The 14,143-nt window shown below is 73.3% G+C and carries 12 protein-coding genes and 1 tRNA gene; 2 read left to right on the plus strand and 11 right to left on the minus strand.

Going from position 1 to position 14,143, the window contains the following annotated elements; all coding sequences use genetic code 11:
* The first annotated feature begins 58 nt into the window (after positions 1-58).
* Together ACFV7Q_RS03500 and ACFV7Q_RS03505 are read left to right on the plus strand one after the other, a co-directional pair.
* On the plus strand, positions 59-3,595 hold the full coding sequence (locus ACFV7Q_RS03500) for a PAS domain-containing protein (RefSeq protein ID WP_385423110.1): 3,537 nt from the start codon (positions 59-61) through the stop codon (positions 3,593-3,595).
* A gap of 13 nt (positions 3,596-3,608) precedes the next feature.
* Positions 3,609-4,184, plus strand: a complete 576-nt coding sequence (locus ACFV7Q_RS03505) for an antibiotic biosynthesis monooxygenase (RefSeq protein ID WP_385423112.1) — start codon at positions 3,609-3,611, stop codon at positions 4,182-4,184.
* 7 nt (positions 4,185-4,191) lie between these two features.
* Here ACFV7Q_RS03505 and ACFV7Q_RS03510 read toward each other — a convergent pair whose 3' ends face one another.
* From ACFV7Q_RS03510 to ACFV7Q_RS03560, 11 genes are all read right to left on the minus strand, one after another.
* Positions 4,192-5,841 carry a long-chain fatty acid--CoA ligase gene (locus ACFV7Q_RS03510; RefSeq protein ID WP_385423114.1) on the minus strand — a complete coding sequence of 550 codons (1,650 nt, stop codon included), beginning with the start codon at positions 5,839-5,841 and terminating at the stop codon, positions 4,192-4,194.
* A 307-nt stretch (positions 5,842-6,148) separates the two neighbouring features.
* Positions 6,149-6,682, minus strand: coding sequence for a SigE family RNA polymerase sigma factor (locus ACFV7Q_RS03515; RefSeq protein WP_385423116.1), 534 nt, complete (start codon positions 6,680-6,682; stop codon positions 6,149-6,151).
* Between the two features lie 146 nt (positions 6,683-6,828).
* Entirely contained in the window at positions 6,829-7,995 is a 1,167-nt protein-coding gene (locus ACFV7Q_RS03520; RefSeq protein WP_385423118.1) for a lipid-transfer protein, read from the minus strand.
* Positions 7,992-8,390 (minus strand): MaoC family dehydratase, encoded by a 399-nt coding sequence (locus ACFV7Q_RS03525; protein WP_385423119.1) that lies wholly within the window; start codon positions 8,388-8,390, stop codon positions 7,992-7,994. The genes ACFV7Q_RS03520 and ACFV7Q_RS03525 overlap by 4 nt, the downstream gene beginning before the upstream one ends.
* Positions 8,387-9,454 carry an acyl-CoA dehydrogenase family protein gene (locus ACFV7Q_RS03530; RefSeq protein ID WP_385423121.1) on the minus strand — a complete coding sequence of 356 codons (1,068 nt, stop codon included), beginning with the start codon at positions 9,452-9,454 and terminating at the stop codon, positions 8,387-8,389. Before ACFV7Q_RS03530 ends, ACFV7Q_RS03525 begins: the two co-directional genes overlap by 4 nt.
* Positions 9,454-10,524, minus strand: coding sequence for a bifunctional MaoC family dehydratase N-terminal/OB-fold nucleic acid binding domain-containing protein (locus ACFV7Q_RS03535; RefSeq protein ID WP_385423123.1), 1,071 nt, complete (start codon positions 10,522-10,524; stop codon positions 9,454-9,456). Before ACFV7Q_RS03535 ends, ACFV7Q_RS03530 begins: the two co-directional genes overlap by 1 nt.
* Positions 10,521-11,678, minus strand: a complete 1,158-nt coding sequence (locus ACFV7Q_RS03540) for an acyl-CoA dehydrogenase family protein (protein ID WP_385423125.1) — start codon at positions 11,676-11,678, stop codon at positions 10,521-10,523. The genes ACFV7Q_RS03535 and ACFV7Q_RS03540 overlap by 4 nt, the downstream gene beginning before the upstream one ends.
* A 207-nt stretch (positions 11,679-11,885) precedes the next feature.
* The gene (locus ACFV7Q_RS03545; protein ID WP_385423127.1) at positions 11,886-12,197 is read right to left on the minus strand and encodes a hypothetical protein; all 312 of its coding nucleotides are present in this window, start codon (positions 12,195-12,197) and stop codon (positions 11,886-11,888) included.
* 225 nt (positions 12,198-12,422) lie between these two features.
* Positions 12,423-12,815 (minus strand): DUF6344 domain-containing protein, encoded by a 393-nt coding sequence (locus ACFV7Q_RS03550; RefSeq protein WP_385423129.1) that lies wholly within the window; start codon positions 12,813-12,815, stop codon positions 12,423-12,425.
* Positions 12,816-13,006: 191 nt separating this feature from the next.
* Positions 13,007-13,091, minus strand: a tRNA-Ser gene (locus ACFV7Q_RS03555).
* Between the two features lie 39 nt (positions 13,092-13,130).
* Positions 13,131-14,117 carry a peptidase gene (locus tag ACFV7Q_RS03560; protein ID WP_385423131.1) on the minus strand — a complete coding sequence of 329 codons (987 nt, stop codon included), beginning with the start codon at positions 14,115-14,117 and terminating at the stop codon, positions 13,131-13,133.
* Positions 14,118-14,143 lie beyond the last annotated feature (26 nt).

Below are 14,143 nucleotides of genomic sequence, written 5' to 3' on the forward strand. Positions count from 1 at the left end.
GTGCCCTTAGACTCCTCCCGTGACATGCCGGTAGTCGTGGTCAGGGAGGAAGCTCGTCGTGAGCAGCAGGCCATCCCGAGGCGCTGCTCGCCTCGCAGCAATACTCGACGCGCTTCCGGACGCGCTGCTGCTCGTCAACGCCAACGGCACGGTCGTCAACGCGAATTCGATCGCCCTCGAGGTCATGGAGAGCCCCGGCACCGGCCTGGTCGGCCGCGGCGTGCTGGACCTGTTCCCCGACTTCGACTCCAAGCTGATCCCCGGCTCGATGCGCCGCCCCGGCGACGACGACGGCGGCCGGGCCAAGCCCAAGAGGATGGTCGCGCGGCGCACCGACGGCAGCGAGTTCCCGGTCGAGGTCACCCACGCCCATCTGGACGGCCGGGACGCCTACCGCGAACCGCAGCCCTCCTACACCGGGGACGAGCTCCTGATGCTCGTCGTACGCGATCTCTCCGAGACCGTGGACACCGAGGCCGAGCTGGCCCGCTCGCAGCGGCAGACCGAGATGATCCTGCGCGCCGCCGCCGAGGGCGTCGTCGGCACGGACACCGACGGCCGCGTCGTCCTCGTCAACCCGGCGGCCGCGCAGATCCTCGGCTACCGCGCCACCGACCTCGGCAACCGCGAACTGCACGCGCTGATCCAGCACTCCCGCGCCGACGGCTCCCCGTTCCCCTTCGAGGAGTCCCCGCTCGCCGACACGCTGCGCAGCGGCCGCAAGCACCGGGTGCGCGGGCAGGTGCTGTGGAACAAGGCCGGGCAGCCGGTCTCCGTGGACCTGACCACCTCCCCCGTGCGCGACGGGGACGTGCTCGTCGGTGCCGTCATGACCTTCACCGACCGGCGTCCGTTCGACGCACTGGTCGCACGGCACGCCCAGCTCGTGGCGGTCCTCGGCGGTTCCCTGCGCGGGCCGTTGGAGGAGCTGCGCGGCGAGCTGGCCACGCTGGCCGCCGACGACGGCGGCCAGCTGTGGCCCGAGGCCAACCAGCTGCTGCACCACCTGGCCGCCGGGTACTCCCGGATGACCACACTCGTCGACAACGTGCTCGCCTACCAGCGTCTGGACGCGGGCAGCGAGAAGCTGAAGAAGAAGAACGTCCTGATGGACGGGGTGGTCAAGGACGGCGTCGACGGCGCGGTCGAGCTGATCGGCCCCGGACGGGCCCAGTTCGCCGTGCACGCGCCGACCATCGAGGCCGAGGTGGATCCGGAACGGATCGCCACGGCGCTCGCGCACCTGGTCGCGGACGTCGCCGGGGTGGACGCCACCGGCAAGACCCCCCAGGGCAGCGGGTACGCCGACTCCACGATCGTGGTGGCCGCCGCGCAGCGCGGCAAGGTCGTACGCATCGAGGTGCGCGGGCCCTACCAGGGCGGAGACCCCGTGCACGAGCCGATCGTGCGCGGCATCGTGACCGCGCACGGGGGCATGCTGCAGACCGTGGAGGTGCCCGGCGCGCCCGGCGGTGCCTACGTGCTGGAACTCCCCCTGGGCTCGGGCGCCGGGACGGTGACCCTGCCCGAACCGGAACCCGAGCCCGAGCCCGAACCCGAGCCCGATCCGGAGCCGGAGCCGGGTGCGCAGGACGCCGGGGCGGCGGCCGGCGCGACCGGAGCCGCCGGCAAGGGCACCGGGCGCCGCGGCCGGCGCGGGGTGGACGCCTTCCTGGAGGACTCCCCGGACGAGGCGGGCGCCCAGGGCGGGGCCGCGGCCGCGGGCGCGCTGGCGCTGCCGTCCGGGCGGCGGCGGGCCGGCGAGGCCCCCGCGGACGCGGCGGCTCCCGCGCTCGCCCAGTCCCCGGTGAACCCCGCCGGCCTGGGCACCGGCCGCCGCCGCGGCCGGGACGGCGACGGTGCCGAGGGCGGTGCCGGCCGGCCCGTGCCCCCGCAGGGCACCGCCGTGCCCGCACTGCCGCCCGTGCCGTCCGTGCCCTCCGTGCCGGTGACCGAGCATCCCGCCGGGCGACGGCGTGCGCTGGGCCAGGCCGGTGCGGCCCGACCCGGCGGACCGGTGCCCGCCGCAGGACTCGCGCCCGCCGGACCCGCCGGTGGTCCGGCTCCCGCCCGGCCGATCGCCCCGGAGGGCGGCTTCGCGCTGCCCGCCGGTCCGACGCCCGCTGCGGTCCAGGTCCCGGTTCCGGCCTCGGCCCCGGTTCCGGTTCCGGCCTCGGCTGCGGTCGCTGCCCCCGTCCCTCCGGCTCCTGGTGCTGCCGCCGGGCCGTTCCCGGCCGCGCCCGGGTCCCCGGGCTCGCCGGGCTCGCCGGGGTCCGCTCCTGCCGGTGCCCCGGTTCCCGGCTCCGCCGCCGTGCCCGACGCCACTCCGGCCGCGGGTGCCGTTCCCGGCGCCCCCTCCGCGGGCGAAGCTCCGGTCGGGCGGCGTGCCCGGCGCGCGCTGGGTACGCCCGGAGCGGAGTCCGCGGCTCCTGCGGCACCTGCGGACGCGGGTGACGGGGAGGCCGTACCGCCGACCGGACGGCGGCGGGCCCTACCGCCCACTCCTGCCTGGCCGGTTCCGGCGGCCCGGACCGCCCCCGAGGACGACGAGCCCGCCGGGCGTGCCTCCGTGCCCGGAGCCCGACAGCCGCAGGACGGCCCGGCCGAACCGGGACAGCCGATCAGCGTCCGCGCCCTCGGCACCCTCGGCCAGGGCATCTCCGTCGACCCGGCCGCCGCATCCGGCAACGGCGCCGGCACCGGAGGCTCCGGACGCCGCCGCCGGCTCGCCGAACCCGCGCCGCAGGGCCGCGCCTTCGTGATCGGCGCCCCGGAGGCGGGCGCCGCCGAGGGGCCGGAGCCGCTGGACGGGCCGGGAGGCGCCGTCGAGGTGATCAGCCGGCCCGTGCCGCCGCCGGTCGACGACGAGCTGCCGCCGGAACCGCTGGACAACCCGCGACGGCTCCTGGTGTGGCCCGCGCCCGACCCCCAGACGCAGCAGGCGCTCAGCGACAACGGCTACCGCCCGGTGGTCGTGCACTCCCGCGAGGAAGTGGACGCGCAGATCGCCGCGTTCCCGGCGGCCCTGTTCGTGGACCCGCTGACGGGACCGATCACCCGTACCGCCCTGCAGTCGCTGCGCGCGGCCGCGGTGGCCGCGGAGGTGCCCGTACTGGTCACGGCCGGACTCGGCCATGCCTCGCGCGAAGCGGCGTACGGCGCGGACCCCGCCGTGCTCCTCAAGGCGCTCGCGCCGCGCGACAGCGAGCAGCACCCGTCGCGGGTCCTGCTGATCGAGGAGCGCGACGGCATCGCCACCGCGCTCACGGCCGCGCTCGAACGGCGCGGGCTCCAGGTCGCCCGGGCGGGCGCCGACACCGATGCCGCGGAACTGGCGTCGCGGATGCGGCCGAACCTGGTGGTCATGGACCTCATGCAGGTACGCCGCCGCCGGGCCGGCATCGTCGACTGGCTGCGCGCCAACGGCCAGCTCAACCGGACCCCGCTCGTGGTCTACACGGCCACCGGCATCGACGACGCCGTGCTGCCGCGGCTCACGTCCGGGGAGAACGTGCTCTTCCTCGCCGAGCGGGCCACCACCGCGGACGTCCAGGGCCGCATCGTGGACCTCCTCGCCAAGATCGGCACCAACTAGCCATCCTGGCCCGATGGCCATCACCGACACGTCCGAGCACGCCGTCCCCGCAGACAACGGGGAGGTGAGCCTGCTCATCGCCCGACAGGTCGAACCTGGCTACGAGGAGGTGTTCGAGAGCTGGGCGCGCGGGATCCTGGAGACGGCCGCGTCCTTCCCGGACCACCTCGGCTACGGACTGTTCCGCCCGGCGCGGGAGGGCGCGCCCTGGTTCCTCGTGCACCGCTTCCGCGACCAGGCAGCGCTGCGGCGCTGGCAGGATTCCCCGGAGCGGGCCGGGTTCTTCGCGAACTGCGAGGGCCACCACCACACCGAGATAGCCCGGCGCGAACTGCACGGCATGGAGACCTGGTTCGCCGAGCCCGGTACGGCCCGGCCCGCACCGCCGCGGTGGAAGATGGCGATCAGCTCGGGGCTGGCCATCTTCCCGATCTCGCTGGTGGGCAATGCGGTGCTCGGGCCGGTCCTGGTGGACCTGCACTTCGTGCTGCGGACGGCGGCCTTCGCCGCCGTCTTCAGCACCCTGATGACCTACGTGGCCATGCCCGCCGTCAGCAGGCTGCTGCGGCCCTGGCTGACGAGCGGCTGACGACAGCTCAGTCGAGCAGGGTGACGTCGAGCTCGCCGTCCGCGTACTGCCGGCGGATGACCTTCTTGTCGAACTTGCCGACGCTGGTCTTGGGCACCGCCGCGATGAACGTCCAGCGCTCGGGCAGCTGCCACTTGGCCATGGACTGACCGAGGAAGGCGCGCAGCGCCGCGTAGTCCACGGTCCCGCCCTCCTTGAGGACGACGGTGGCCAGGGGCCGCTCGCCCCACTTCTCGTCCGGAACGGCGACGACCGCGGCCTCGGCGACCTCCGGGTGCGCCATCAGCGCGTTCTCCAGCTCCACGCTGGAGATCCACTCGCCACCGGACTTGATCACGTCCTTGGCCCGGTCGGTGAGCGTGAGGAAGCCGTCCGGGGTGATCACGCCGACGTCGCCGGTCTTGAGCCAGCCGTCGGTGCTGAACTTGTCCTCGGGGCGCATCGGTTCGCCGGAGCTGCCGCCGTAGTAGGCGCCCGCGATCCAAGGACCGCGGACCTCCAACTCGCCCGCCGAGTTCCCGTCCCAGGGCAGGACGTCGCCGCCCGGGCCGACCAGGCGGGGTTCGACGCCCGCGGGGAAGCGGCCCTGGGTGATCCGGTACGGCCACTCCTCATCGGCGCTGAGGCCGGCCGGAGGGTGCGCCATGGTGCCCAGCGGCGAGGTCTCGGTCATGCCCCAGGCGTGGCAGAGGCGGACGCCGAGCTTGTCGTACGCCTCCATCAGCGAGGGCGGGCAGGCCGCGCCACCGATGGTGACCTGCCGCATGGAGGCCAGGTCGCGCGGACGGGCGGTGACTTCGGCGAGGAGCCCCTGCCAGATGGTGGGGACGGCCGCGGCGTGCGTGGGCCGCTCCCGCTCGATCATCTCGGCGAGCGGGGCGGGCTGCAGGAACCGGTCCGGCATCAGCATGTTGATGCCGGTCATGAAGGTGGCGTGGGGCAGACCCCAGGCGTTCACGTGGAACTGCGGGACGACGATGAGACTGGTGTCCTTGTCGCTCAGCCCCATCGACTCGGCCATGTTGACCTGCATGGAGTGCAGGTAGATGGAGCGGTGCGAGTAGACGACGCCCTTCGGGTCCCCGGTGGTGCCGGAGGTGTAGCACATGGCGGCGGCCTGGCGCTCGTCCAGCTCCGGCCAGTCGTAGTGGTCGGAGCGGCCCGCGATCAACTCCTCGTACTCGTGGACGCGGACGCCCAGTCCGTCGAGTGCGGAGCGGTCGCCGATGCCGGAGACGACCACGTGCTCGACGGTGGGCAGGTGCGGCAGCAGCGGGGCGAGCAGCGGCAGCAGGCTCCCGTTGACCAGTACGACGCGGTCAGCGGCGTGGTTGACGATGAAGACGAGCTGCTCGGGGGGAAGCCGCAGGTTGAGGGTGTGCAGGACCGCGCCCATGGAGGGGATCGCGAAGTACGCCTCGACGTGCTCCGCGTTGTTCCACATCAGCGTGGCCACCCGGTCGTCCTGCTGGACGCCGAGCTCGTCACGCAGGGCGTGGGCCAGGCGCCCGGCCCGGGCACCGACCTCGGCGAAGCTGCGCCGGTCCGGCTCCGACTCCCCGGTCCAGGTGGTGACCTGGGAGTTCCCGTGGATCGTCATCCCGTGTCGGAGTATCCGGCTGACGAGGAGCGGTACGTCCTGCATGGTGCTCAGCAAAGCGTCCTCCCGTGGGCGCTGCGGCGCTGCGGCGGCTTGGAATGCTGCCGATTCTGCGCGCATACCCGTCGGCATGTCACTACCCGGAGGTACAAACGCGGCGTGCAATCGCTGTGGGAGGGCGCGGCGTGGCGGCGCGCACAGGATCGGGGGGCGCGTACGGTGCACGGCGCACAGGCCGTGTCGCGGGAGCAGGTTGATCCAGGTGAAACGAGGGCGTCGGTTTCACGTGAAACGGGCAGCGTGAAAAGGACGGTTGGGTTTCACGTGAAACATCCCGGGGCTCGGCGGAGCGGGGAGGCTTCGCTCAGCGGACCGGGCTGAGCTCCGGATCCTCGCGAAGCTTGACCAGCGCGCGGGAGACGGCGCTTTTGACCGTGCCGACCGAAACCCCCATGAGAGCGGCGGTCTGGGCCTCGGTCAGATCCTCGTAGTAGCGCAGGACGACCATGGCGCGCTGCCGATCGGGCAGCCGGGTCACCGCCCGCCACATCGCGTCGCGCAGTGCCTGCGCCTCGGCGGGGTCGGTGCTCGGCGGCGCCTCGGTCTCCGGGATCTCGTCACAGACGAACTCGTCGACCTTCCGCTTGCGCCACTGGGAAGTGCGGGTGTTGACCAAGGCCCTCCGGACGTAGCCGTCCAGGGCCCGGTGGTCCTCGATGCGGTCCCAGGCGGCGTAGGTCTTGGCCAGCGCAGTCTGCAGCAGGTCCTCGGCGTCGCAGGGGTTGGGAGTGAGCGAGCGCGCGGTGCGCAGCAGGCCCGCGCCCCGGGTCCGGACGTACGCCGAGAACGACGGGTACGGGGTCGGCTGCGAGGCGAGCGTGCACACGGGCGTGGTCATGGCTCCACGCTAGAAGCGCGGGGCTGGGCTGGGGATCGGCCGCAGGTGCCGAAGCAGGGTCCCCCTCAGGTTGTAGGAATGGGGCGTGTCCCACCTCCTGAAGGTGGAGGGGGCGGGAGCGGCGTGCGGCCCCCCGGCACGGGGACTCAGCCGTCCGCCCCGAGGACCAGCCCGGACGTCGGCACCCCGGTCCCGGCCGTGACCAGGACGTGGGCGGCCCCGCGGACCTGGTTGACGGAGGTGCCGCGCAGCTGGCGCACGGCTTCGGCGATGCCGTTCATGCCGTGCAGGTACGCCTCCCCGAGCTGGCCGCCGTGGGTGTTGACGGGCAGCCCGTCCGCGGCCACGAAGTCGGCGGCCTCGCCGGGCTTGCAGAAGCCGAACTCCTCCAGTTGCATCAGCACGAACGGCGTGAAGTGGTCGTAGAGGATGCCGACGTCGATGTCCGAGGGGCGCAGACCGCTGGTACGCCACAATTGGCGGGCCACCACGTCCATCTCGGGCAGCCCGGTGAGGTCGTCGCGGTAGAAGGACGTCATGCCCTCCTGGCGGCGGCCCGCGCCCTGTGCCGCGGCAGTGATCACGGCGGGCGGGTGGCGGAGGTCCCGGGCGCGCCGGGTACTGGTGACGACGATCGCCTGGCCGCCGTCGGTCTCCTGGCAGCAGTCCAGCAGTCGCAGGGGCTCGACGATCCAGCGCGAGGCGGCGTGCTCGGCGAGGGTGATGGGCCGGCCGTGGAACCAGGCGGCGGGGTTGCTGGCGGCGTACCGGCGGCCGCTGACGGCGACATGGCCGAAGACCTCGGGGGTGAGGTGGTAGGCGTACAGGTACCGCTGGGCGGCCATGGCCACCCAGGAGGCCGGGGTGAGCAGCCCCCAGGGCAGCGACCAGCCCAGGGCGGCTCCCTCCGCCGAGGGTTCGCGCTGCTGCACGCCGGAGCCGAAGCGGCGGCCCGAGCGCTCGTTGAAGGCGCGGTAGCAGACCACGACCTCGGCGACGCCGGTGGCGACGGCGAGGGCGGCCTGCTGGACGGTGGCGCAGGCCGCGCCGCCGCCGTAGTGGATGCGCGAGAAGAAGGAGAGGTCCCCCATCCCGGCGGCCTGCGCGACCGTGATCTCGGGGCTGGTGTCCATGGTGAAGGTGACCATGCCGTCGACGTCGGCGGGGGTGAGCCCGGCGTCGTCGAGGGCCGCGTGCACGGCCTCGACGGCGAGCCGCAGCTCGCTGCGGCCGGAGTCCTTGGAGAACTCCGTCGCACCGATGCCGGCGATGGCGGCGCGGCCGCCCAGCCCGTCCCGGTTCCGCACGCTCATGCCGTGCCTCCCGGGGCGGGCAGGGTCACGGTGACGGTGCCGGTGACGTGGTGGCCGATGCCGTTGGCCCCGGCCACGCGGATCTCGGCCGTGTCCCCGTCCAGGGCGGTGACGGTGCCGGTGAGGGTCATGGTGTCGCCCGGGTGGTTCGGCGCACCCAGCCGGATGGCCACCCTGCGCAGGACGGCCCGGGGGCCCAGGTGGTCGGTGATGTACCGGCCGACCAGCCCGTTCGTGGTGAGGATGTTCATGAAGATGTCCGGGGAGCCCTTCTCGCGCGCGAGCTCCGCATCGTGGTGCACGTCCTGGTAGTCCCGGGAGGCGATCGCACCCGCGACGATGAGCGTGCGGGTGATCGGGATCTTCAGCGGCGGCAATCTGTCGCCCACGTTCATGCGTCTTCCCCCTCGGGTGGTGTGGACGGCCGGGACACGAGCGCACCGAGCTCGGCCAGCAGCTCGCTGCCGCAACCGAGATGGGCGTCGAGCTGGCGACCCCACAGGAAGTGCCGGTGGACGGGATGGTCCAGGTCGGCGCCGGTCCCGCCGTGCAGGTGCTGGCCCGCGTGGACGACCCGCTTGCCCGCCTCCGAGGCCCACCAGGCCGCTGTCAGGGCGTGCTCGTGCGCCGGGAGCCCTTGGTCGATGCGCCAGGCCGCCTCGTAGGCGGTGACACGGATCGCCTCCGTGTCCATGTGCGCGTCGGCCGCGCGCAGCATCACCCCCTGGTTCGTGGAGAGCGGCCGGCCGAACTGTTCGCGGCTGGAGGTGTACTCGGCCGCGCGGGCCACGGCACCTGCGCAGACGCCCGCCTGCAGGCCCGCGAATGCGGTGCGGGCGGTGGCGAGGACCGCCTCGTAGGGCTGCCCTCCCGCAGCGGGGGACGGCCCGAGCGGTTCGGCCTCGGCCCCGGCCAGGCAGAGCCGCCCGGCGGCCCAGGGGGCAGTCGTTTCCACGGGCGCGGTCTCCACACCGGGCACGTCCGTCCGCACCAGCCACAGGGTCCGGGCCGCATCGGGGACCAGCACGTGGGTGGCATCGCGCAGCCACGGCACGACCGGAGCGGTGCCGGTCAGCCGGCCGTCCGCCGAGGCGGTGAACCACCCCCGGTCCGGGAAGGCTCCGGTGGCCACCGCTTCGCCCGTACCCAGCGCGGGCAGCAGGCGGGCCCGCTGCTCGGCGCTGCCGTGGGCGGCGACGGGGAGGACCCCGTACACGCAGGTGGCGGCGTACGGGACCTGTGCGGTGGTACGGCCCTGCTCCTCCAGCAGCAGCACCAGCCCGAGCAGGCCGATGTCCTCCACCGCGCCGATCAGGCCTGATCCGACGAGGGCCTTCCAGAGTTCGGCGTCGGTTCCCGTGCCGGCCGCGGCGAGGCGTTCGTGGGTGGCGAGGTCGCGGAAGATGCGGGCGGCGAGCGCGACGGCGGCGGCCTGCTCCTCGGTGGGGTGGAAGTCCATCAGTCCTCCGTCCCGCCGCGGAAGACCGGCAGTTCCAGGTCCTCGTCCACCTGCTGGAACTCCAGCCGGACGGGCATCCCGATGCGCACCGCGCCGTACGGGACACCGGTGATGTTGGTGATCATGCGGACTCCCTCGGCGAGTTCGACGAGCGCGACCGCGTACGGGGGGTCGAAGGCCGGGAACGGCGGATGGTGCACGACGACGTAGCTGAAGACGGTGGCCTCGCCGCAGGCTTCGACGGTGTCCCATTCCTGGCTCGCGCAGGCGTTGCAGCCGGGGAGCCACGGGAAGCGGAGGGTCGCGCAGGAGGCGCAACGCTGGATGAGCAGCCGGTGGTCCCGGACACCGTCCCAGAAGCCCTGGTTGTCGCGGTTGACCACGGGGCGGGGGCGGCGGGTCGGGGGCTGGTCGGGCCGCCGGGCCTGCGCGGCGGCCGGCGGAGGGGCGGCCCGCGGAGGGGCGGCCGGCGGAGGGGCGGCCGGCGGAGGAGCGGCCGGCGGAGGAGCGGCCGGCGGAGGAGCGGCCGGCCTGGATGCAGTGGGCCGGGATCGGACGGCGGGCGCGTACTTGAGGATCCGGAAGCGGTGGGTGCCGGCGAGTTCACCCCCGACGCGGATGTCCATGCGGGTGGTCACGAAATGGCCGGGGCCCAGCCTGGTCGTCTTGCGCGGCGACACGGACTCGATCACGGCGTCGAAGGTGACGGCGTCGCCGGGCCGCAGAGGGCGCAGGTACTCCTGTTCGCAGTCGGTGGCGACGACGGAGGTGCAGCCTGCGCCGTCGAGGAGGGCGAGCAGTTCGTCGTAGGCGCAGGCTCGGTCGGTGTGCCCGGACAACCCGCCCATCGTCCAGGCCTGGAGCATGGTGGGCGGGGCGATGGCGTCCGGCCCCGTGTAGGCGGGGTTGGCGTCGCCCATCGCCTCGCACCAGTGACGGATCATCGCCTCGTTGACGGGGTCCTTGCCCTGCCCGGCGGTGGCGGCCGGCCGGCCCTCGTAGGCCAGGAGCTGCGCGTGGAACCGCTGTGCTGCGGCCTCCTCCGCCCCTCCGGGCGCCGTGGCGGTCATCGCTTCCTCCCCTTCATGCCGAGCCGCATCATGGCGACGATCTCCCGCTGGACCTCGCTGACCCCGCCGCCGAAGGTGTTGATCTGGGCGGCCCGGTTCATCCGCTCCAGCTCGCCGTCCTCGAAGGATCCGGGCCCCGCCCCCCGTACGAGGGCCCTCTCGCCCACGACCTCCTGGCACATCCGGTACACCTCGACGGCGGTCTCGGTGCCGAAGAACTTCACGCCGCTGGCGTCACCGGGGGCCAGGGTGCCCGCACCGACGTCCTGGACGAGGCGCCAGTTGAGGAGGCGTACGGCGGCCAGCCGGGCGTGGGCCTCGGCGAGCCGGGCCTGGACCCAGGGCCGGTCGGCAGGGCGTTGCCCGGTCACCGGGTCAGGGGTGCGGGCGTGCCGCAGCGCGGCGCCGTAGAACTCCTCGGCCTGCATGCCGATGGCGGCCAGGGCGACCCGCTCGTGGTTGAGCTGGTTGGTGATCAGGCCCCAGCCGCCGTGCTCGGGGCCGACGAGGTTGCCCGCGGGCACGCGGACCGAGTCGTAGTACGTGGAGGTGGTCGTCAGGCCGCCGACCGTCTCGATCGGGGTCCACGAGAAGCCGGCGGCGACGGTCGGCACGAGGATGATCGAGATGCCCTTGTGCTTGGGGGCCGCGGGATCGGTGCGGCAGGCCAGCCATATCCAGTCGGCGTTCTGGGCGTTGGACGTGAAGACCTTCTGGCCGTCGACGACCCAGTCGGCTCCGTCGCGTACGGCGCGGGTGCGCAGGGAGGCCAGGTCCGTGCCGGCGGCGGGCTCGGAGTAGCCGACGGCGAAGACGATCTCGCCGCGGAGGATGCGCGGCAGGAAGTAGTCCTTCTGCTGCGGTGTTCCGTACTTCATCAGGGTCGGGCCCACGGTGTTGAGGGTGACCATCGAAACGGGGGCGCCGGCCCGGTAGGCCTCGTCGAAGAACACGAACTGCTCGTCGGCGCCGCGGCCCCGGCCGCCGTATTCGACGGGCCAGCCGAGGCCGAGGAGGCCGTCGGCGCCGATCCGGCACAGCAGGGCGCGCTGGGCGCCCGGGTCGGCGGGTACACCGTCCGGCAGGAGGTCGTGGAAGTACGCGCGCAGTTCGGCGCGGAGCCGCAACTGGCCTTCGGTCGGGGCGAGGTGCACGGCGCAGGCCTCCCGGCGTCACATCGTCGATGTGAATCTGACTGTCCGTCAGTTATGCGCGGGATGTCAAGGTCGTCGACGGCAGCGGCCGCCCGCCAGGACCCCGACGGGCACCGGCACGGAGAAGAGGGCGTCCGCACGACCGGGGACCCCGGCCGGTCCGGTCGTACGGGCGCCCCCAGTGCGCGGAACGGGTGCGTGCAGCAGCTACGGCATCGGGAGGAAGTAGACCGCCACGTTGGAGTTGGCCTGCTGGATTCCGGCCGGGACCGAGCCGTTGACCTGCACGGAATTGCTCTGATTGGAGGCGCCGGAGCCGGTGGCGACCTGCTGGGACGTGGACGAGTTGCCGAGGTTGCTCCCGCCCGCACCGCTGCCGACGATGCCGGCGACACCCGCGTTGGATCCGTCGTTCCCGAAGGCGCCGCTGTCGGCCGATGCCACCCCGCCGCAGAGCGCGGCGACGAGCGGGAACGAGGCGACGGCGGCGAGGACGCGGGCGGTACGGGTGCTTGCCATGTTCGTGATTCCCCCTGGTACCTGGGTCGGAGGTGCTCCGCGGCAGTTGGCCGACCGCCTCGGACGTTGTGCATGGTGCGGACGTCGCGAGACCACAGTTGCCCACCGGATTCCCGGCGAACCACCCCGGAGCCCCCGATTCCCCCGCAGGCATGAGCAGCAGCGGATAAACCCCCTGCGCGCCCCTCACCCGCCCTCGGCACGCCACTCGACGTGGCGGCCCGCCTAAGCGGCGAGCGCGAGCCGAGTCCGCGCCTCACCCGCGGCAACAGCATCTGCCTCGGCGGCAGCACCACGGGCAGCAGACCCGGCGCGGACGCCCTCACCGCTCCCGGCGGTGACACCGGCAGCCGAGCGGCGGACGGACGGGGTACTCCCGTGCGCCTCGGCGCGGATCCGCTGCTTGATGGTCGGCGGCAGCGCCCCGCTCCGCACCACCGCCCGCCGACCCCACGCGGCCGGTCGGCACACCTCCACGGGCCTGCACCAGGAGGGAGCCTCACCGACGGAAACGGCCGGCGCGGCGGCCTTGGCGCGGAGCCCGAGGACGGCGAACAGCGCGGCGAGCGCGGTGACCACAACGGTCCAGACGGAGGTGAAGGTGATGCGCTGAGCCATGACGAACTGCCTCGCTTCGCACTGTTCCGACGGGCGGATCTGCATACATTCGTCATGATGTGTCCGCAACCGCAGGGCTCCCGCGGCCCGCGCCGATCGTCCGACAAACACCACCCGAAGGACCCAATGGGAAAGGGGCGCCCCGGAAACCCGGGACGCCCCTTCTGATCAGCGCGTTGTCTGACCTGGTGCGGTGGGTGTGGGATTTGAACCCACGGTGACTTGCGCCACGACGGTTTTCAAGACCGTTCCCTTAGGCCGCTCGGGCAACCCACCTGGCCGGTACAGAGTACCGGGAGGTGGGAGGCGGTGGCGTCAGGAATTCTGCGCCTTGTCGTAGGCGGCCTTCGCCTCGTTGCCGAAGTACGGGCCGAACATCCGGTTCGGGAGGAAGACGTAGCCGAAGCTGTTCACCGAGACCTGGGTGCCCAGGCCCGTGGTCTCGTTGAAGTCCTGGAACCAGGGGCCACCGCTGGAACCGCCGGTCATGTTGCAGGCCAGGCTGTGGTCCTTGGTCAGCAGGAAGTCCCTGCCACTGTTGCCGCTGCAGTAGACCAGCTTGCTGCCGTCGTACGGCGATGCGGCCGGGAAGCCGAAGGAGTACATCCGCTTGTTGTACCCGCCGTTGAAGAGGATGCCCTGGGCGCCGACGACCTGGCTGAGCTTCTGGCCGTTCTGCGGGGCGACGACCGCGAGGCCGACGTCCATGTTCATGTCCTCGCTGGCGGCCCACTGGTCCGTCGCGAAGGTCTTGGTGGCCGGCCACTGGCCGTAGGGCGCGTTGCCGTTGTCGTACGCCGGCACGAAGACCCAGTTGGTGTGCCAGGCGCCCTGGTACTTCACGCAGTGGCCGGCGGTCATCACCGTGCTGCCGTTGGCGCTGGTGACGGAGTCACCGGAGCAGGATGCGGTCCGGTCGCCGAGGGTGAAGAAGACACGGCCGGAGGTCTTCACCACGGCGCCGCCGCCCGTCCAGGCACCTCCCGCCTGCGGGAAGGCCGTCGGGGACACCGCGGTGGAGGCGGGGACGGAAACCGGGGCGGAGGCGGAGGCGGGGGTCGGAGCGATCAGCGTGGGCCGGTCCGCGGTCGTGACCGGCGTCCGGCCGGCCCCCGGCACCGCCGCCACGTCCAGCGGGACGGCGCTGCGCATCCGCTCGGCGGTCCAGAAGCCCGGGGTGTGCTGCTGCCGGAACGAGGCCGGGGATTCGGCGGCGGCGGAGGGGGTGGCCGCCGTCAGGGCGCCTGCGATCAGGGCGCCTGCCGCCAGGAGGACCGATGCTGCCGTGCGATGACGATTCACGCATGACTCCTTCTGCCGTGCCCGGT

It is taken from the genome of Streptomyces sp. NPDC059851 (assembly GCF_042732005.1).
Lineage (GTDB): Bacteria > Actinomycetota > Actinomycetes > Streptomycetales > Streptomycetaceae > Streptomyces.